Below are 17,442 nucleotides of genomic sequence, written 5' to 3'. Positions count from 1 at the left end.
TGAATGTCAGTCGAACCGGTGCTTTGCGATATGCGTGATGCGGCATGCGAGATCGGCTTCGCCGCTGGCTACGATCCAGCTGTCCCCGCCATCGGCAATACCGGTCGTGAACACCACCGGCGTCGGCAGATACAGTTGCGCGGCGATCGGGCCGGTCAGCGCCGGGTTCGCCTCGATCAGCGGCATATCGTCCGCCAGCCGCGCGATCCGCGTCGGGTCATCCCGGTCGAGCAATGCCCAGAAGGTGCGATAGACACCCACCTTCTCGCGCCGCTCCACCCCGTGATACAGCATCAGCCAGCCGCGATCGGTCAGCACCGGCGGTGTCCCCCCGCCCATCCGCGCACTGGTCAGCGTCCCCCGCCGCGCCCGGATACCCGGCGTGTCGCACGGTTTCCAGTGTAGCGCATCGGGTGACTGCGCGAACTGGATCGACGGCCCGCCGGTAAATTCGCTGCCCGGCGGCGGGGTGAACCACACTTCACCCAATGGCCGGGTCAGCGCCATGAATCGGCCCCCCGGCTTCCCCTCGAACAACACCATGTCCTTGTTCTGGTGATCGAGGACGACGCCTTCGAGTTTATAGTCCAGCCCGTTCAACGACCGGTACAGCGCCGTGCATTGCCGCTCGTCGGACACGCCGCACACGGTCATGTACCACGCCCCGCCGATCAGGCTGATCCGCGCATCCTCAACGCCGTAAGCCATGTACGATGCCGACGGCGCGATCGCCTTGTCGTAATGCACCGCCACCACCGCGCGAGCATCGCGCGTCACTTCGACCGGGAGCAGCCACGAGATCGAGGTCAGTCCGGCCAGCGGCGACCCGCCACCCGTTACCGTGAAGCTACGCGGATCGCTCATCTCCACCCCGTCGAGCGGATAGGAATCGAGCACATAACCATCTGGCGTCCAGCGGATCGCGCGCGCATGCCCGCCCACCACCGGCTCGCGCAGCGCCTCCGCCACCCGCACCATCAGCAGCAGATTGCCGTTCGGCAGCCGCGTCAGCCCCGGATTGAACGCGCCCAACACGAATGTTTCGACATCCAGCGAGGCTCGCAACGGCGAGCGCGACAGATCGACTTCTTCGGGCGCGAAAATCAGGTAATCGGCATCGTTCAAGGCTGTGGCCCCCCTTTCGGCCCCAACGACGCGCGGTTCAGGGCGTTCCCGCCGCGTCCTGCATTTTCGCGTGGTGGCGGATCACCTCGTCGATGATGAAACGCAGAAACTTCTCGGAAAATTCGGGGTCGAGATCGGCTTGCGCCGCCAGTGCGCGCAGCCGTTCGATCTGGCGATCCTCGCGTCCCGGATCGGCGGGGGGCAGTCCGGTCTCGGCCTTGTAACGGCCCACCGCCTGCGTGATCTGAAATCGCTCGGCGAGCAGGAACACCAGCGCCGCGTCGATCCGGTCGATGCTCTGGCGATAGCGTTGCAGCGTGTCGTCGCTCATGGGGTTTCCTCGTGATTCTGCACCGGCACAGCAGATTCGCGGCCTTGTTGCGTTCCTTTCACCCGCATGCAAGCCCCGCGCACTTGCCTTTGCCACCGCTTGCCGCCACATCGCGGCCAGCATGAGTGCGTCCATTCACCGTATCGGCCGCGGCGCCGAACCTTCGCTCGATCCGATCATCGCGCTGGTCGCGTCGGACATGAACATGGTCAACGCCGTGATCCTCGATCGCATGCAGTCGCAAATCCCGCTGATCCCCGAACTGGCCGGTCATTTGATCGCGGGCGGCGGCAAGCGGATGCGGCCGATGCTGACGCTGGCGAGCGCGAAATTGCTTGGCTATCCGGGGACGCGACACCACCGGCTGGCCGCTTCGGTCGAGTTCATCCACACCGCGACCCTGCTGCACGACGATGTCGTCGACGGATCGGACATGCGCCGGGGCAAGCGCGCCGCCAATCTGATCTGGGGCAACCCCGCCAGCGTGCTGGTCGGCGATTTCCTGTTCAGCCGCAGTTTCGAGCTGATGGTCGAGGACGGCAGCCTGAAGGTGCTGAAAATCCTCTCCAACGCCAGCGCGGTCATCGCGGAGGGTGAGGTCAACCAGCTCACCGCAGCGCGCCGCATCGACCTGGCCGAGGAACGCTATCTCGACATTATCGGTGCCAAGACCGCCGCCCTGTTCGCCGCCGCGTGCCGCATTTCCGCCGTCGTCGCCGAACGGCCCGAGTCGGAAGAAGCCGCGCTCGACGCCTATGGCCGCAATCTGGGCATCGCATTTCAGCTAGTCGACGACGCGATCGACTATGTTTCCGACGCCGGCACGATGGGCAAGGACGCGGGCGACGATTTCCGCGAGGGCAAGATGACCCTGCCCGTCATCCTGGCCTATGCGCGCGGCAGCGACGAAGACCGCGCCTTTTGGAAGGAGGCCGTGCTCGGCCGCCGCGTCAGCGACGACGATTTCGCTCACGCCATCGAACTGGTGCGCGCCAGCCGCGCGGTGGACGACACGCTCGCCCGCGCCCGTCATTACGGCCAGCGCGCGATCGACGCGCTGGGCATTTTCCCGGGCAGCGCGGCCAAGGAAGCGATGATCGAGGCCGTCGAGTTCGCGGTCGCCCGCGCATATTAGAAAGGCGACACCGGTTCGGGTGCCGCCTCTTCTACTTCTTAAACGTCGTCGGTCGTCGCTTCCTCGTCATCGACGCCCAGCGCTTCTTCCTCGTCACTGTCCAGCACATCGCCGATCGCGTCGCTCATCAGATCAAGCTGCTCGTAGCTTGCGGTCAGGTCGATCGTTTCGCCATCGTCATCCTCGATGTTGATCAGATAATCGCCATTGCCGTCCGGGGTTACGGTGAAGCTAGAAATTATTCGTGCCATGCCATTCTCCTCTTCATTCGCCGCAACGCGCGTGAACGCTTCCGGTGCCATGCCGCTTCAAGCAATTCTCGAAACCGCGTAGGGCGGGCTGGTGAGCGACCTTCCGATCCATGCCGTCCTGTCCGATCTGCTCACCGCATTGCGCGCGCGAAGCAATGCCGTGCTGGTCGCCCCGCCGGGTGCAGGCAAGACCACGGCGGTGGCCCCTGCGTTGTTGAACGAGGACTGGTGCAACGGCGAAATCCTGCTGCTCTCCCCGCGCCGCCTCGCCGCGCGCGCCGCCGCCGAGCGGATGGCCGTGCTGGCGGGCGAGCCGGTCGGCAAGACGTTCGGCTATGCCACGCGGATGGACAGCAGGCGGTCTGCGGCGACGCGGGTCACGGTCGTGACCGAGGGGATTTTCGTCGCCCGCATCCAGAGCGATCCCGAGCTGGCGGGCGTGTCGGCGGTGTTGTTCGACGAAGTGCATGAACGCAGTCTCGACAGCGATTTCGGGCTGGCGCTGGCATTGGATGCGCAGGCGGCTCTGCGGCCCGATCTGCGGCTCGTGGCGATGTCAGCGACGTTGGATGGATCGCGCTTTTCGACGCTAATGGGGGACGCCCCCGTGGTGGAGAGTGAGGGGCGCAGCCATCCGCTCGAACTCATCCATCTCGGACGCGCCGCCGAGGCGCGGATCGAGGACTCAGTCGCCGCCGCGATCCGGCATGCGCTCCGTGAGGCTGAAGGCGGCATTCTCGCCTTCCTCCCCGGTGTCGCCGAAATCGAGCGCACCGCAGAGCGGATCGACGATGTTCCCGGCACCATCCTGCACAAGCTCCACGGCAGCCTCGACCCCGCCGCCCAGCGCGCGGCGATCGCGCCGGACTCGCATGGACGGCGCAAGATCGTCCTCGCTACGTCGATCGCGGAAACCTCGCTCACGCTTGACGGCATCCGCATCGTTATCGACTCCGGCCTCGCCCGCCGCCCGCGTTACGATCGCGCGGCGGGAATGACCCGCCTCGTCACCGAACGTGCCAGTCAGGCCTCCGCCACCCAGCGCGCGGGCCGCGCCGCACGACAGGAGCCGGGGGTCGCCTATCGCCTGTGGGAAGCCGCCGCCACCGCCGGTCTGCCCCGCTTCGACCCGCCCGAAATTCTCGAGGCCGATCTGTCCGCGCTTACGCTCGATTGCGCGTTATGGGGCGTCGCCGATCCACGCGAGCTGCGCTGGCTCGACCCGCCGCCCGAGGCTGCGGTGCAGGAGGCGCGTGCGCGGCTGACCGCGCTGGATGCGCTCGACGATGATGCCCGCCCCACCGCACACGGCAAAGCCATCGCGCGCCTGCCGCTCGCCCCGCGCCTTGGCCACATGCTGATTAGCGCAGGTGAAATGGGCCTCGCCCGCACCGCTGCGCAAATTGCCGTCCTGCTCGGCGAACGCGGGCTGGGCGGCTCCGACACCGATCTCGAACACCGTCTGCGCCGCTGGCGCACCGAACGCGGCCAGCGGGCGGAGGCGGGAAGGCGTCTGGCCGAACGTTGGACCAAACTGACTCCCCTCCCTGCAAGGGAGGGGTTGGGGGTGGGTGCCGAGCGCAGCTCGGCTGACGGCGTAGCAACCTGCGTCGCGCTCGCGTTCCCCGACCGCATCGCCAAGCGCCGCGACGCCAGCGGCGCGACCTGGGCCTCGGCGGGTGGGCGCGGGTTCAAGCTCGATCCGACATCCTCGCTCGCACGCCACGAATGGCTCGCGGTGGCGGAGACGCAAGGCATGGCGGCGGGTGCGCGCATCCTCTCCGCCGCGCCGATCGACGCCGCCACGATCGAGTCGCTGTTCGCCAACCGCATCGAAACGCGCCGCAGCGTCCGCTTCGACCCCGCCACCGGTCGCGTCGAGGCGAACCGCGAACGGCGCCTGGGTGCGATCCGTCTCTCATCCGGCCCCGACACCGCCGCCGATCCCGCTGAAATCGCGGCTGCACTGCTCGAAGGCGTTCGCACTCACGGCCTCGATCTGCTTCCGTGGTCCGATACCGCCCGCGCGCTGCGAACCCGCGCCGCATATGCCGGGGTCGAGGCGTTGTCCGACGAAGCCCTGAGCGCCGACCTCGACGCCTGGCTGCCCGCCGCGCTCACCGGCAAACGCCGCCTCGACGCCGTCGCCCCGGAGGCGCTGACTCAGGCGCTCCAGAACCGCCTCGGCTGGGATGGTCAAAAGCTGCTCGACCGCCGCGCGCCGGCGCGGTTCGAGACCCCCGCCGGTTCGAGCCACGAAATCGACTATACCGCCGAAGCCGGCCCCACCGTCGAAATGCGCGTACAGTCGCTGTTCGGCCTCGCCGTCCATCCGACGATCGGAGACGGCGTCCCATTGGTCCTGTCGCTCACCTCGCCCGCCGGTCGCCCGATTCAAACGACGCGCGACCTGCCCCGCTTCTGGAGCGGCAGCTGGGCCGATGTCGCCAAGGAAATGCGCGGCCGCTACCCCCGTCACCCCTGGCCGGACGATCCTGCGGCTGCATCCGCGACGCTGCGCACTAAAAATGCGGATGCACGGCGCGGCGGTTCGCGTTAAAGGCGAAACTATGAGCACCGCACGCATCTATCAGCGCCCCAAGAACGCCATGCAGTCCGGGCGCGCCCGCACCGATCGCTGGGTGCTCGAATATGATCCCGGTGAGCAGCAGCGCCCCGATCCGCTGACCGGCTGGGCCGGTTCCGGCGATACGCTGGGCCAGCTGCGCCTGAACTTCCCGACACTGGAAGCGGCAACCGAATATGCCGCGCGCGAGCACATCGCCTACCATGTCGTCCCCGCCCCCCAGCGCAAGCTGAAGCTTCAGGCCTATGCCGACAATTTCCGGTGACCCCGGCTAAGATTCTCGATCGCTGGATCGAGGCGTTCAATGCTGCGGATATTGAGGCCCTGACCGCGCTCTATCACGACGACGCGGTCAATCATCAGGTTGCCAACGCTCCGGTCGAGGGGCGTGACGCGATCCGCGCGATGTTTGTGAGTGAGTTCGCCGCCGCCGAGATGGTCTGCTTGCCCGTCAACCGCATGGCCGACGGCGAATGGGCAGCGATGGAATGGCAGGACCCGAAGGGCTTTCGCGGCTGTGGCTTCTTCCACGTCGTCGATGGCCGCATTAAACTTCAGCGCGGCTATTGGGACCGGCTGAGCTTCGAGCAGCTTTACGCCAGCAACGACTGACCCAGCACCAGCAACAGCTTCACGTCGATCGCCAGCCCTCGCGCGCGACAGTCGTCGACAAAATTTGGCACGTCCGCCAGCTTCACGCGGTGGACGGTGATCCCCTCACCCTCAACCCCGCCGCCATCGCCGACGCGCACCAGATCGCGCGCGCGGACTAGCGTGAAGCTCTCGCTGACCATGCCGGGGGACGAGAAATACTCGCCCAGCGCTTCGATACGCCCGGGACGATAGCCGGTTTCCTCTTCCAGCTCGCGCGCCGCCGCCGTCTCCGCCGCTTCGCCGTCGGTATCGTCGCCGACCAGCCCGGCAGGTAATTCAAGGCAGGACCGGCCCAGCGGCACCCGATATTGCTCGACCAGCAGCAGATGCCCATCATCGTCGATCGCGACGATCACCGCCGCGCGGATGCCGCGCGCGCGCGACACATATTCCCAGCGGCCCTGGCGTTTCACGGTAATGAACTTGCCCTGCCAGACGGTCTCTACCGGCGCATCCGTGTCCGGCGTCACAGTTCGATCAGCCGATCGGGCAGCTCGTTGGCATCGCTCTCGGTCTTCGGGAAATGTGTCGCCAGCACGGCGCCGATCCGCGTCACCGCCGCCGCCATGCCGCCCGCCGGATCACCGGCGCGGATGCGATCGATCAGCGCCACCATCGCCTCGCCCCAGACATCATCCTTGACCTTGGCGACGATCGCTTCGTCCGCGACGATCTCCGCGCGATGCTCCGCAAGGCTGAGGTAAAGCAGCACCCCGAACCGCGCCTCGGTCCGCTTCTCCGCGCTCGCTTTGTAAAATTGCACCGCACGCCGCCGCACGCGCCTTCCGCGCACCGCCGCGGGAATCAGCACGCCGCGGAACGGCAGCGCCTCAAACCCGAACCGCACCGCCAGGAACAGCACCGCCTGAACCACCACCAGCAACGCCAGTTGCAGATGCCGCTCCGCCTCGCCCCAGCCGCCCGTGAACAGCGCCAGCTTGGCGTCGAGCAGCCCCGGAAACATCGCAAACAGTCCCAGCGACGCCAGCATCACCGCCGCCGCATAATAAAGCGACACGTCATGATAATGGTCGGACCAGTCGGTGACGATGGTCACGATCTCGCTGTCGGTGCCGCGCTCCGCCTCGGCCACCGCAGCCGTCACGACCGCATGCTCCTCCGCCGTAAATCGCCGTGTCATCACCAGCCCCCCGATGCGCCGCCGCCGCCGAACCCGCCGCCGCCGCCGGAAAAGCCGCCGCCGCCACCACCGAATCCACCGCCGCCGCCCCAGGATGATCCGCCACCGCCGCCCCATGAGGAGCCACCGCCATCGCCCCAACCCGGACCCCAGATCACCACTGGCGCGCTGCCGCGGCGATATTTCTTGCCGCGCGATGCCCCAACGATAATCGGCAGCACCACAAAGAGTAGAATGAAGACCCAGAAGATCAGCACGAACCAGCCGGGGGTGCCGCTTGTCTTCTTGCTCTTGCCCGCATCGATCAACGCCTTCGCCCGCGCCTCGGCGGCCTCCAGCGGGAGTTTCAGCTGTTCGTTGATCGCGGTCGCACCCGCGATGATACCGCCGCCCATGTCGCCCGCCTTGAACAACGGGGTCATCGTGTCGCGGATGATCATGCCCGACAGTGCGTCGGTCATGATCGGCTCAAGCCCATAGCCGACCTCGATCCGCATCTTCCGCTCGGTCGGCGCGACGATCAGGACGATACCGTTGTCCGCCTCCGACTGGCCGATCTTCCAGTCGCGAGCGAGCCGATAGCCATAATCCTCGATCGGGTAATCCTGAAGATCGGGGATCGTCGCGACCACCAGCTGTCGCCCGGTCGCCTGTTCGGTCGCCTCCGACATCGCCGTCAGCTGCGCCTCCTGCCCGGGTGAGAGCAGGTTCGCACTGTCGACGACGCGCCCGGTCAGCTTGGGAAAAGTCTGCGCCTGTGCCGCCGTGCCGATCAGCACCGCAAGCATGAAGGCGACCAGATACTGCACGATTCTCACGATGATGCTCCCGGCGTATCGATCTCGCGGATGATCGCCGCGCTTCCGGCGAGAATGCCGCCCGCCATATTGCCCGCGCGGATGCGTGGCAGGATCGTCTTCTCAATGATCACGCTCGCTTCCGCGTTGGTCAGCGTCTTTTCCAGGCCACAACCAACCTCGATTCGTACCTTGCGCTCGTTCGGCGCTACGATCAGCAACACGCCGTCGTCATACCCTTTGCGGCCAATTCCCCAATGATTGCCCAGCGCCAAGCCGAACGCTTCGATTGCACGGCCCCCCAGCGTCGGCACCGTGACGACCACAAACTGATGCTTCGTATTGCGCTCCGTTTCCGCAAGCGCCCATGTCAACAAGGCCTCGCGGTTCGCCGACAACAGATCGGCATTATCCACCACTCGGCCGGTCAGCGCAGGCAACTGCTTCGCCTGCGCTGGCGCGACGGGTTCGGACACACCGGCGCTGCAAGCTGCCAGCAAAACCCACAACAGGGCGGCGCGCAGGATCAGTTGCTGTTCCCGAAGTCCACGGTCGGTGCGGTGTCGGCGCCCGGCGTCGTTGCCTGGAACGGCACCATCGGCTTGGAACCGTAAAAGATTTTGGCACCGATCGCGTCGGGGAAGGTGCGGATGGTGGTGTTGTAGCCCTGCACCGCCTCGTTATAATCGCGGCGCGAGATGCCGATGCGGTTCTCAGTCCCCTCAAGCTGCGTCATCAACGTGGCGTAATTGCCCTGTGATTTCAGCTCGGGATAGGCCTCCTGCAAGCGTTGCAGCGACAGCGTCACGCCCGCCTGTGCGCGGTCGAATGCGGCCAGCTTTGCCGGATCGGTCAGGTCGGCGTCCGACACCTTGACCTGCGTCGCCGACGCGCGCGCTTGGGTCACCTCGACCAGAATCGCCTTTTCCTGCGCACCCGCCGCGCGGACGGTGGAGACGAGGTTGGGGATCAGGTCGGCGCGACGCTGATACTGGTTCTGCACCTCCGCCCATTTCGCCTTCGCATTTTCCTCAGCCGTGGGAACGCTGTTGAGACCGCAGGCCGAAAGCATGGCAACGGAAACCAGCGCGGCAACCAGACGAAGCTTCATGTCGAAGAAACCCTCTCATGTGTGTCGCATCGATACGACACCGGATAGGTAGGGGACCGCAGCCCGTCCTGCAATGGAAACCCGGGTTGCGACCATTGAATCCCGCAGTTACGCTGCCTCGACAACGGCAGTTAGGGATATGCCATGATCGGTGAGTTCAAAGCATTTATCGCGCGCGGCAATGTGCTCGATCTGGCCGTGGCGGTCATCATCGGCGCGGCGTTCGGCAAGATCGTCACCTCGCTGACCGAGGATATCATCATGCCGGTCATCGGCCGCATTTTCGGCGGGCTCGATTTCTCCAGCTATTTCGTGCGGCTGGGGGAAGTGCCCGCGACCTACACCGGATCGCTGTCAGATTATGCCGCGCTGAAAAAGGCCGGCGTGCCCCTGCTCGGCTATGGCGAGTTCGTGACCCAGTCGGTGAATTTCCTGATTATCGCCTTCATCATCTTCATGCTGGTGCGCGCGGTGAACAAGGTCGCGCCGAAACCCGAAGTCGTTGCCCCCGGAGATCCGGCGGACGTCGTGCTGCTGCGCGAAATCCGCGACGAGCTGCGCGCCAAGAAGGGCTGACGCGACCGCTTGACTCCGCCCGCCGTCGCTGGCCAACTCCGTTTCAGTTCCGAAACGGAGGACGGCGATGGCAAGGCGGGTCGTGACGTTGATGCTCATCGTCGTAGCGGCGCTGGTAACGGCATTTCCGGCGATGGCGCAACAGGAGCTGAGGAGTTCGCCGATCCCGGAAACGGGCACTGCCGAATATATCTTCAGCACGGCGAAGGGCGACTGCCTCGTCGCGCAGGTTACCGTCCGGCCCGGCGTTGCCCCCTATCTGCGGGAGGGAAGGTGCGACAATCCGGTTGTCCTGACGCTGCATTATCTGGGCCGGTCGGAAGTGCGGATCGAAGTCGGGACACCGGGTCAATGCGCAACCGTCGCGCGCTGGGTCGTGTTCGGCGATCCCCGTATCGACATCCACCCGTGCAACGGCGCGCTCGATCAACGTTTCCGGCTGGAGCGAGCAACGCGCGGTATGCGCGTGCGCACGCTGGAGGGCGCCTGCTGGACTCGGCGCGGCCCCTCCTACGGCGCGCCAGAAGCGACCGATCTTGGCTCGCTGATCTGCCGAAACGGTGCCCTGGAGCAGATGTTCAGTCTGGCCCCGCCGCCCGACGCCGAGACGCGGCCTGCCCGCGTGCCTCAGCCGGCCATGCCGTCGGCGACCCCAGCCCCGGCTCCCGCTATGCCCGTCGCCACGCCGGTGACGCCGGTGACGCCGGCACCCGAACCCCGCCCCGCAACGCTGCCCGCCAACGCACCGCTACCCGGTTTCTACGCGCTGGAGACGCGCGATCCACCGCAATGCCTCGGCATCATCGGCCTCAGTGACGATCCCGACGGTACCAACAACCGCCGCATCCGCATGAGCCAGTGCGAAAATCGCTGGACCATGAATTTCGAGATGAGGTTCATCGCCGGACGCGGGTTTCTGATCGTGCCACAGAACGAGCCCGACGTGTGCGCGACGTTGCCCCGCATGGCGAGCGAGCCGCGCCGTCCTTGGGTCGCCGCGGCGCAATGCACCGTCGCCGACGATCAGCTGTTCGTGATCGAACAGATCGGATTCGGAAACTTCGTGACGATCAAGACGCTGGCGGGGCTGTGCCTCACGGTGCGCGGCAATTTGCGCGCGGAATCGTCGGCGGACAATAACACCGGCCTGTTTCCCGAGCCATGCCGCAGCACAACCGACCAGAATTTCAAACTGGGCTGGATCGAACGCCGTTAGCGCGCGGTCAGGCCGCTGCCATTTCCTTGGCCGTCGCATCGGCCAGACTGGTGCCATCCAGAATGCGTGCGGTTTCGTCGCGCACCCGCGCCATCGTCAGGCGGATCGCGCAGGTCGCCTCGTCCTTGCAGTCGAGGCAGGGGCGGTAGGCGGTGCGGCTGACGCATGGCACCAGCGCCAGTGGCCCCTCGATCACGCGAACGATCTCACCGAGCGAAATCAGGTGCTTGGGTCGTGCCAGCCGGTATCCGCCCATCTTGCCGCGCGTCGAATCGAGGAACCCGGCCTCGCGCAGATCGGCCAGGATCAGTTCCAGAAACTTACGCGGGACATTCGCCTCGGCGGCAATCCGCGTCATCGGGGTCGGCGCACCCTCCGCCGGTTGCGTCGCCATGAACAGCATCGCGCGCAAGGCATAACGGGAACGCTGGGTCAGCATGGCTTGGTTCTTGCACTCGGTTCATGGCGATGTGAAGGCCTAATCCCACTCTTTTCATTCGGATTTCCTTCCCTATATTGGAAGGTGCCGGGTTCGCCCGGCTATGACGATAAATTGTGACGTGAAATAGATGCAGCGGACCCGGGGGCAGTACCCGGCGGCTCCACCAGAAATTGTGGCCAGAAACCGAAAGGTGCCTGGAGACCGTTTCTGACGGGGCCGAACCAGGATCGACGTGTATTGAAAGGCGTTATTTTCGTTCGGAACGGAGCCGCCGCGACGGCCCACAACCATAAGTGCCAACGATAACGAAGCACTCGCTATTGCAGCGTAACCCCAGGGCCTAACGGCTTAAGGTTATTCTAAAATGCGCGGTTGGACCGCACCGGGCAACAGAAGCGGATTCCAGCGGTACGGGAGGCACCGGGCAACAGAAGCCTCCCACTTATCTTCCGTGGACGAGACGTTCTTCCTCGCGGCTGAATGCCGAGCGCCCTTTGCTGTCCGGCGGTGTGGCGGTGGCGAAGAACGCGACTCCCTTTCCCGTTGCGCGATTGATCCATAGGCCGGAGCGGAGGCCATATGCCTCACCGGCGTGGCCGATACGGACACGACCATCGCGGAACAGGTCATCGGCACAACCTTCGTATCCCGTCGGCAGGGTCGTCACCGCCAGCCCATATTGGCAATAGAATCCGTTCGACGTGTCGCCATTCGCACCGTCGAACTGCCAATCAACACGCTCCAGTTCGGCAATCGACGCGCGTTTCAGGAAGCTGCCGTCATTCCGCAGCAACATGCCGCCGACCACCGCCAAATCGCGCATCGACGCGCGCAACCCGCCCTGTGGTGAGAACAGCGCGCCATTTTCGCCCAGCCGATAGGTGCCGAGGGCACAGCCACTGGTCGCGATCACGGGACAATCAGGCCGCCGTCCACCCAGATCGTCCAGCGCCACCTCTCCGGTTGCGCGATACAGCACCACCGCCTGCGCGATCTTGCCGTCACTGCACGTCGACCAGTTGAAGCATGCGTCGAGTTTGAGCGGTCTCAGCACCAGCCGACGCATCAGCCTGTCAAAGCGCTCGCCCGACGCTTTCTCCATCACGCTGGCGATCACGGGAAAACCGATATTGGCGTAGCGGAAATAGCTGCCGGGACGGTGTTTCGCGTCCCACAATGCTGCACCCGTCACTACATCCTGTAACCGCTCGCCCAGCGGCACCCGATATTCCTCCGGATCGATCAGCCCGGACCGGTGCGACAGCAACTGCCGCAACGTCACCGGCGCATCGGGAAAGGCCGGATTGCGCAAGCGATAGCCAAGCGTCTCGCTGACATCGCGGTCCAGATCGAGCTGCCCCGCCTCCACCATCCGCATCACGCCGAGCGCGACGACCAGCTTGGAAATGCTCGCGATCCGCACCGGATCGTCGGCGGTGACACGGCGGCCCGCGCTGCGATCGGCAACGCCCGTCGCGCGCACGTCGGTGACGCCCCTCGCATCGAATGCCACGCGCACCTCGGCGGGCGCGGTCGTCGCGCAGCCCGCCAGCAACAACAGCAACGGCAGAACAAGGCGCATCCTATCCCCGCTTCCCCGCAATGTAGCGGTCGATTTCCTCCTCCAGCACGTTCAGCGGCACCGCGCCGTTGCCCAGCACAACTTCGTGGAAATCGCGGATATCGAACTTCGCGCCCAGCTTTGTCTCGGCGCGCTTGCGCAGTTCGGCGATCTTCAACTGGCCGATCATATAGCTCGTCGCCTGACCGGGATTGTTGATGTAGCGATTGACCTCGCGCTCGATATCGGCGGGCGAGATCGACGAGTTGGCGCGAAAATACTCGATCGCCTTTTCGCGCGACCAGCGTTTGGAATGCAGCCCGGTATCGGTGACCAGCCGGATCGCGCGCCACATCTGCAATGACAGCATCCCGAATTCGGCATTGGGATCGCTATACGCCCCCATCTCCTTCGCCAGCCGCTCGGTGTAGAGTCCCCAGCCCTCGCTATAGGCGCTGTACCCGCCGAAGCGCCGGAACTTCGGCAACCCCGGCAACTCTTGCGCGCGCGCGATCTGGAAATGATGGCCCGGCGCGCCTTCATGGACCGCGATGCCCTCCAGCTGCACCTTCTGCACCTGATCCATATTGGCCAGGTTGACGTAATAGATGCCGGGCCGCGACCCGTCCGGCGCGGGGCGGTTATAAAAGGCGACCGACGCCGTCCCCTCACGCCATTTCTCGACCGCCCGCACCTCCAGCGCGGCCTTGGGCAGCGTGTGGAACCAGCGCGGCGCTGCCGCCATCATCTTTGCGATCACCGCACGCGCCTGGACCAGATATTCCTCACGCCCGGCATCGGTGTTGGGGAATTTGAACTCGGGGTTGGTGCGGACCGCGTCGAAGAAGGATTCGAGCGTGCCGGTGTAGCCGATGCGCTGCTTCACCGCCTCCATCTCGACCCGGATCGCGGCGACCCGCTCCAGCCCGATCTCGTGGATCTGGTCGGCGGTCAGGTCCGTGGTGGTATTTTGCGCCAGCCGCGCGTTATAGAATGCAGCCCCGCTCGGCAGGCTCCACGCCCCGTCATTGCCCTTCGCCTTTGGCTCGATCTCGTCCAGCACCGCGAACAACGTGTCGAATCCGCGCTTAAATGGCCCCTTCAGCGCCACCTCAGCCTCCACGATCAGCGCCGCCTTGTCCGCCGCTGGCGCATTCAGCGCGGTGACCTTCTTGCGGAAATCGGCCAGCAGCGTGCTGTCGGCCCCGGTCGTGAACGGCGCGCCGGCGATCACCTTCGCCGCATCCTCGCGCGCCGGTTTGAACACCATCTTTGGCGGCACGATGCCCTTGATCGCCTGATCGCGCATCGTTTGCGCCACTTCGCGCATCACGCGCTCGGTCTCGGCGATCCGCGCGATATAAGCGCGCGCATCGGCGACCGTGTCGACGCGATGATTGTTGATGAGGAATACCGGGATTTGCCCCGCCGGACTGCCATTGGTCGACACGGGAAAGCCGTAATCGCGAAACGCATATTGCCGCCGCGCGCGCTCGACTTGAGTCTCGAACAGCCGGTAGCTGAGCCGTGCCTGTGGTCCCAGCCGGTCGGGGGAGAATTGCGCGCGCATCGCGGCCAGCTGCTGTTCGGCGAGCTTCATGCGACGCTCCCCGGCGGCGGCAGTGTAATCGTCGAGCCTGTCGTAACCGGCCTTGCTGCCCAATGCGGTCTGCGTTTCCGGACTTTGCGCGACATTGGCATCGAATGCCGCGTCGAGGAAAACCGTCAGCCCCGCGTCCTCCGCTTGGGTATCGGCGGGCGCAGCGGCCAGTGGCGGGGTCTCGGCAAGGGGCGGCTGCACCGCGCAACCAGCGAGCAACAGCGGAAGGGCAAGGCGAAGGGTCAAGGCGAATATCCTGTGCGGGGCAATACCGGATCGTATCGCCCGCGCCCAACATCGCCAACGGAAAAGGGGTCCAACGGAAAAGGGGCCCGGCATTGCTGCCGAACCCCTTCATCCTCTCCGCTATCCTTGCGGATGTATTGCTTAGTCGCGGTCGCCGGTCAGGAATGCCGGGGGCGAGAATGCCTCTGGCGCATCGTCCCGCCCGCCTTCTGAACGGCCACCTTCCGAACGCTCGCCGCGCGGACGGTCGCCGCCACGGCCACCACCGCCATCGCGACGCGGACCACGGCCACCATCGCCGTCACGGCGCGGGCCGCGATCACCCCGGTCGCCGCCATCACGGCGTGGACCCCGGTCACCACGCGGGCGATCACCGCCTTCGCGGGGTTCGCGTGCCGGGCGGGTGTCGGCCAGTTCTTCACCGGTTTCCTGATCGACGACGCGCATCGACAGGCGAACCTTGCCGCGCTGGTCGATTTCGAGAACCTTGACCTTCACGGCCTGGCCTTCGCTCAGCACGTCGGCAACCTTCTCGACCCGCTCGTTGCGGATTTCCGAAACGTGAACCAGACCGTCCTTGCCGCCCATGAAGTTCACAAACGCGCCGAAATCGACCAGATTGACGACCTTGCCGTCATAGACTTTGCCGACTTCGGCCTCTTCCACGATGCCCTTGATCCACGCAATCGCAGCGTCGATCTGCGCGGTGTCGGACGACGACACCTTGATCAGACCCTCGTCATCGATATCGACCTTTGCGCCAGTGGTGGCGACGATCTCACGGATCACCTTGCCGCCGGTGCCGATCACGTCACGGATCTTCGACTTGTCGATCTGCAGCGTTTCGATGCGCGGGGCATGCGCCGACAGCTCTTCACGCGTGTGATCGAGTGCCTTGGCCATTTCGCCCAGGATGTGCGCGCGGCCTTCCTTGGCCTGTTCCAGCGCCTTGCGCATGATCTCTTCGGTGATGCCGGCGATCTTGATGTCCATCTGCATCGTGGTGATGCCTTCGGACGTGCCGGCAACCTTGAAGTCCATGTCGCCCAGATGATCCTCGTCACCCAGAATGTCGGACAGAACCGCAAAGTTCTTGCCTTCCAGAATCAGGCCCATCGCGATACCCGACACCGGACGCTTCAGCGGAACGCCTGCGTCCATCATCGACAGCGAACCGCCGCAAACCGTCGCCATCGACGACGAGCCGTTCGACTCGGTGATGTCCGACAGAACGCGGATCGTGTACGGGAACTCGTCCTTCGACGGCAGCACCGGGTGCAATGCACGCCATGCCAGCTTGCCATGACCGACTTCACGGCGGCCCGGCGCACCGAAGCGACCGACTTCACCGACCGAATAGGGCGGGAAGTTATAGTGGAGCATGAAGTTGGTGTAGGTCAGGCCGTCCAGCCCGTCGATCATCTGCTCGGCGTCCTTGGTACCAAGTGTGGTGGTGCAGATCGACTGCGTCTCACCGCGCGTGAACAGCGCCGAACCGTGCGTGCGCGGCAGGAAGTGGACCATCGCCTCGATCGGACGGATCTGGGTGGTTGTGCGGCCGTCGATGCGGGTGCCGTCCTTCAGGATGGCGCCGCGAACGATTTCCGCTTCCAGCTTCTTCATCAGCTTGCCGGCGGCCATCTGATCCTGCGGCGCGGCGTCCGAAAACGCTTCCTTGCCCTTGGCCCGTGCCGCGTTGAGCAAGTCCGACCGCTTCGACTTGTCGACTACCTTATAGGCGGCGGCGATGTCCTTGCCGATCAGCTTCTTCAGCTTGTCCTTGGCGGTCGACAGGTCGGCCTGCGGGGCCATTTCCCATGGATCCTTCGCAGCCTTTTCAGCCAGGTCGATCACGGCGTTGACGGCTTCGCGGCATGCCTTGTGCGCGAACTGAACCGCGCCCAGCATGACTTCTTCCGACAGTTCCTTGGCTTCGGATTCGACCATCATCACGGCATCGCCAGTGGCGGCGACGACCAGATCCAGGTCGCCTTCCTTGATCTGGCTGTTGTTCGGGTTGAGGATGTACTCGCCGTCGATATAGCCGACGCGAGCCGCGCCGATCGGGCCCATGAACGGGACGCCCGAAATCGTCAGCGCAGCCGATGCGGCGACCATCGCCAGCACGTCCGGCTCGTTCTCGCCATCATAGCTGAGAACCTGACAGATCACGTTGATCTCGTTGTAGAACCCTTCCGGGAACAGCGGGCGGATCGGACGATCGATCAGGCGGCTCGTCAGAGTCTCCTTTTCGGTCGCGCCGCGCTCACGCTTGAAGAAGCCGCCGGGGATGCGGCCGCTGGCGGAGAATTTTTCCTGATAGTGGACGGTGAGCGGGAAGAAATCCTGCCCTTCCTTGACCGAGCGCGCGGCCGTAACGGCGCACAGCACGACGGTTTCGCCGAGCGTCGCGATGACAGCGCCGTCAGCCTGGCGGGCAACGCGGCCCGTTTCGAGGGTGAGGGTTTCGCCGCCCCACTCGATGCTTACCTTCTTGGTGTCGAACATTTGATTTCCTTTGGACCGGACGCCCAATGCGCCCGGGGCCTGTGTGCAAGCTGTCCGGCTTGCGCGGCTTGGGGTGATTTCACCCCTGAAAGCGGGTCATGGGCCGAATTGCCCAAACCCCTGAACCGGGCTCATGCCCGGAATTGCAAAAAGGCGACCCG

18 protein-coding genes and 1 other RNA gene are annotated in these 17,442 nt (G+C 65.2%); 7 read left to right on the top strand and 12 right to left on the bottom strand.

Translation table 11 applies throughout. From position 1 onward, the window contains the following. Window positions 1-6: 6 nt before the first annotated feature. Window positions 7-1,125 (bottom strand): glycoside hydrolase family 130 protein, encoded by a 1,119-nt coding sequence (locus tag U1702_RS13725; protein WP_332725568.1) that lies wholly within the window; start codon window positions 1,123-1,125, stop codon window positions 7-9. A 37-nt stretch (window positions 1,126-1,162) separates the two neighbouring features. Beyond that, window positions 1,163-1,456: a chorismate mutase gene (locus U1702_RS13720; protein ID WP_332725566.1), complete on the bottom strand. Its 294-nt coding sequence runs from the start codon at window positions 1,454-1,456 to the stop codon at window positions 1,163-1,165. A gap of 121 nt (window positions 1,457-1,577) precedes the next feature. On the opposite strand from U1702_RS13720, the gene U1702_RS13715 reads away from it, so the two are divergent. Further along, window positions 1,578-2,591, top strand: a complete 1,014-nt coding sequence (locus U1702_RS13715; RefSeq protein ID WP_332725564.1) for a polyprenyl synthetase family protein — start codon at window positions 1,578-1,580, stop codon at window positions 2,589-2,591. A gap of 38 nt (window positions 2,592-2,629) precedes the next feature. Here the strand turns inward: U1702_RS13715 and U1702_RS13710 are convergent, their stop codons facing one another. After that, window positions 2,630-2,893, bottom strand: coding sequence for a hypothetical protein (locus tag U1702_RS13710; protein WP_332725562.1), 264 nt, complete (start codon window positions 2,891-2,893; stop codon window positions 2,630-2,632). Between the two features lie 40 nt (window positions 2,894-2,933). On the opposite strand from U1702_RS13710, the gene hrpB reads away from it, so the two are divergent. Genes hrpB through U1702_RS13695 form a run of 3 tightly spaced genes read left to right on the top strand, consistent with a single transcriptional unit; the run spans window position 2,934 to window position 6,041 of the window. Further along, window positions 2,934-5,402 carry an ATP-dependent helicase HrpB gene (gene hrpB, locus U1702_RS13705; RefSeq protein ID WP_332725560.1) on the top strand — a complete coding sequence of 823 codons (2,469 nt, stop codon included), beginning with the start codon at window positions 2,934-2,936 and terminating at the stop codon, window positions 5,400-5,402. 10 nt (window positions 5,403-5,412) lie between these two features. Further along, entirely contained in the window at window positions 5,413-5,694 is a 282-nt protein-coding gene (locus U1702_RS13700; protein ID WP_332725558.1) for an ETC complex I subunit, read from the top strand. After that, window positions 5,691-6,041, top strand: coding sequence for a nuclear transport factor 2 family protein (locus tag U1702_RS13695; RefSeq protein WP_332725556.1), 351 nt, complete (start codon window positions 5,691-5,693; stop codon window positions 6,039-6,041). Before U1702_RS13700 ends, U1702_RS13695 begins: the two co-directional genes overlap by 4 nt. Here U1702_RS13695 and U1702_RS13690 read toward each other — a convergent pair. From U1702_RS13690 to U1702_RS13670, 5 genes are read right to left on the bottom strand one after another with little or no spacing between them, the layout of a single operon-like run. Then, a complete protein-coding gene (locus tag U1702_RS13690; protein WP_332725554.1) occupies window positions 6,023-6,553 on the bottom strand; it encodes an NUDIX hydrolase in 531 nt (176 codons plus the stop codon). The two genes, U1702_RS13695 and U1702_RS13690, sit on opposite strands and share 19 nt — an antisense overlap. Continuing rightward, on the bottom strand, window positions 6,550-7,224 hold the full coding sequence (locus U1702_RS13685) for a TPM domain-containing protein (RefSeq protein ID WP_332725552.1): 675 nt from the start codon (window positions 7,222-7,224) through the stop codon (window positions 6,550-6,552). The genes U1702_RS13690 and U1702_RS13685 overlap by 4 nt, the downstream gene beginning before the upstream one ends. Further along, window positions 7,224-8,012 (bottom strand): TPM domain-containing protein, encoded by a 789-nt coding sequence (locus U1702_RS13680; RefSeq protein WP_332726393.1) that lies wholly within the window; start codon window positions 8,010-8,012, stop codon window positions 7,224-7,226. The genes U1702_RS13685 and U1702_RS13680 overlap by 1 nt, the downstream gene beginning before the upstream one ends. Window positions 8,013-8,038: 26 nt before the next feature. Then, complete coding sequence (locus tag U1702_RS13675; protein WP_332725550.1) at window positions 8,039-8,497, bottom strand: TPM domain-containing protein; 459 nt, start codon at window positions 8,495-8,497, stop codon at window positions 8,039-8,041. A gap of 50 nt (window positions 8,498-8,547) precedes the next feature. Further along, window positions 8,548-9,132: a LemA family protein gene (locus U1702_RS13670; protein WP_332725548.1), complete on the bottom strand. Its 585-nt coding sequence runs from the start codon at window positions 9,130-9,132 to the stop codon at window positions 8,548-8,550. A gap of 144 nt (window positions 9,133-9,276) precedes the next feature. Between U1702_RS13670 and mscL the strand changes: the two genes are divergently transcribed. Further along, a complete protein-coding gene (mscL, locus tag U1702_RS13665) occupies window positions 9,277-9,708 on the top strand; it encodes a large conductance mechanosensitive channel protein MscL (protein WP_332725546.1) in 432 nt (143 codons plus the stop codon). Between the two features lie 67 nt (window positions 9,709-9,775). Continuing rightward, complete coding sequence (locus tag U1702_RS13660) at window positions 9,776-10,924, top strand: RICIN domain-containing protein (RefSeq protein ID WP_332725543.1); 1,149 nt, start codon at window positions 9,776-9,778, stop codon at window positions 10,922-10,924. 7 nt (window positions 10,925-10,931) lie between these two features. On the opposite strand, the gene U1702_RS13655 is transcribed toward U1702_RS13660, so the two are convergent. Beyond that, entirely contained in the window at window positions 10,932-11,363 is a 432-nt protein-coding gene (locus tag U1702_RS13655) for an RrF2 family transcriptional regulator (RefSeq protein ID WP_332725541.1), read from the bottom strand. Between the two features lie 47 nt (window positions 11,364-11,410). Here U1702_RS13655 and ssrA point away from each other — a divergent pair. Beyond that, window positions 11,411-11,770: a transfer-messenger RNA gene (ssrA, locus tag U1702_RS13650) on the top strand. Between the two features lie 38 nt (window positions 11,771-11,808). On the opposite strand, the gene U1702_RS13645 is transcribed toward ssrA, so the two are convergent. The 3 genes from U1702_RS13645 to pnp all read right to left on the bottom strand — a co-directional run bounded on the left by U1702_RS13645 (window position 11,809) and on the right by pnp (window position 17,281). Further along, entirely contained in the window at window positions 11,809-12,948 is a 1,140-nt protein-coding gene (locus tag U1702_RS13645) for a serine hydrolase domain-containing protein (RefSeq protein ID WP_332725539.1), read from the bottom strand. A 1-nt stretch (window position 12,949) separates the two neighbouring features. Beyond that, window positions 12,950-14,773: a DUF885 domain-containing protein gene (locus U1702_RS13640; RefSeq protein WP_332725537.1), complete on the bottom strand. Its 1,824-nt coding sequence runs from the start codon at window positions 14,771-14,773 to the stop codon at window positions 12,950-12,952. Window positions 14,774-14,914: 141 nt separating this feature from the next. Further along, window positions 14,915-17,281: a polyribonucleotide nucleotidyltransferase gene (gene pnp, locus U1702_RS13635; protein ID WP_332725535.1), complete on the bottom strand. Its 2,367-nt coding sequence runs from the start codon at window positions 17,279-17,281 to the stop codon at window positions 14,915-14,917. Window positions 17,282-17,442: the final 161 nt, after the last annotated feature.

It is taken from the genome of Sphingomonas sp. LT1P40 (assembly GCF_036663835.1).
Taxonomy (GTDB): Bacteria; Pseudomonadota; Alphaproteobacteria; order Sphingomonadales; family Sphingomonadaceae; genus Sphingomonas.
This window is presented reverse-complemented; position numbering and strand designations above follow the sequence as displayed.

Bases quoted from the DNA above. Each gene is read 5' to 3' on its own strand.
- U1702_RS13720 (WP_332725566.1), bottom strand. From the start codon at position 1,456: ATGAGCGACGACACGCTGCAACGCTATCGCCAGAGCATCGACCGGATC.
- U1702_RS13710 (WP_332725562.1), bottom strand. From the start codon at position 2,893: ATGGCACCGGAAGCGTTCACGCGCGTTGCGGCGAATGAAGAGGAGAAT.
- U1702_RS13655 (WP_332725541.1), bottom strand. From the start codon at position 11,363: ATGCTGACCCAGCGTTCCCGTTATGCCTTGCGCGCGATGCTGTTCATG.
- U1702_RS13700 (WP_332725558.1), top strand. From the start codon at position 5,413: ATGAGCACCGCACGCATCTATCAGCGCCCCAAGAACGCCATGCAGTCC.
- U1702_RS13660 (WP_332725543.1), top strand. From the start codon at position 9,776: ATGGCAAGGCGGGTCGTGACGTTGATGCTCATCGTCGTAGCGGCGCTG.
- pnp (WP_332725535.1), bottom strand. From the start codon at position 17,281: ATGTTCGACACCAAGAAGGTAAGCATCGAGTGGGGCGGCGAAACCCTC.
- U1702_RS13645 (WP_332725539.1), bottom strand. From the start codon at position 12,948: ATGCGCCTTGTTCTGCCGTTGCTGTTGTTGCTGGCGGGCTGCGCGACG.
- U1702_RS13670 (WP_332725548.1), bottom strand. From the start codon at position 9,132: ATGAAGCTTCGTCTGGTTGCCGCGCTGGTTTCCGTTGCCATGCTTTCG.
- U1702_RS13685 (WP_332725552.1), bottom strand. From the start codon at position 7,224: ATGACACGGCGATTTACGGCGGAGGAGCATGCGGTCGTGACGGCTGCG.
- mscL (WP_332725546.1), top strand. From the start codon at position 9,277: ATGATCGGTGAGTTCAAAGCATTTATCGCGCGCGGCAATGTGCTCGAT.
- U1702_RS13715 (WP_332725564.1), top strand. From the start codon at position 1,578: ATGAGTGCGTCCATTCACCGTATCGGCCGCGGCGCCGAACCTTCGCTC.
- U1702_RS13680 (WP_332726393.1), bottom strand. From the start codon at position 8,012: ATGCTTGCGGTGCTGATCGGCACGGCGGCACAGGCGCAGACTTTTCCC.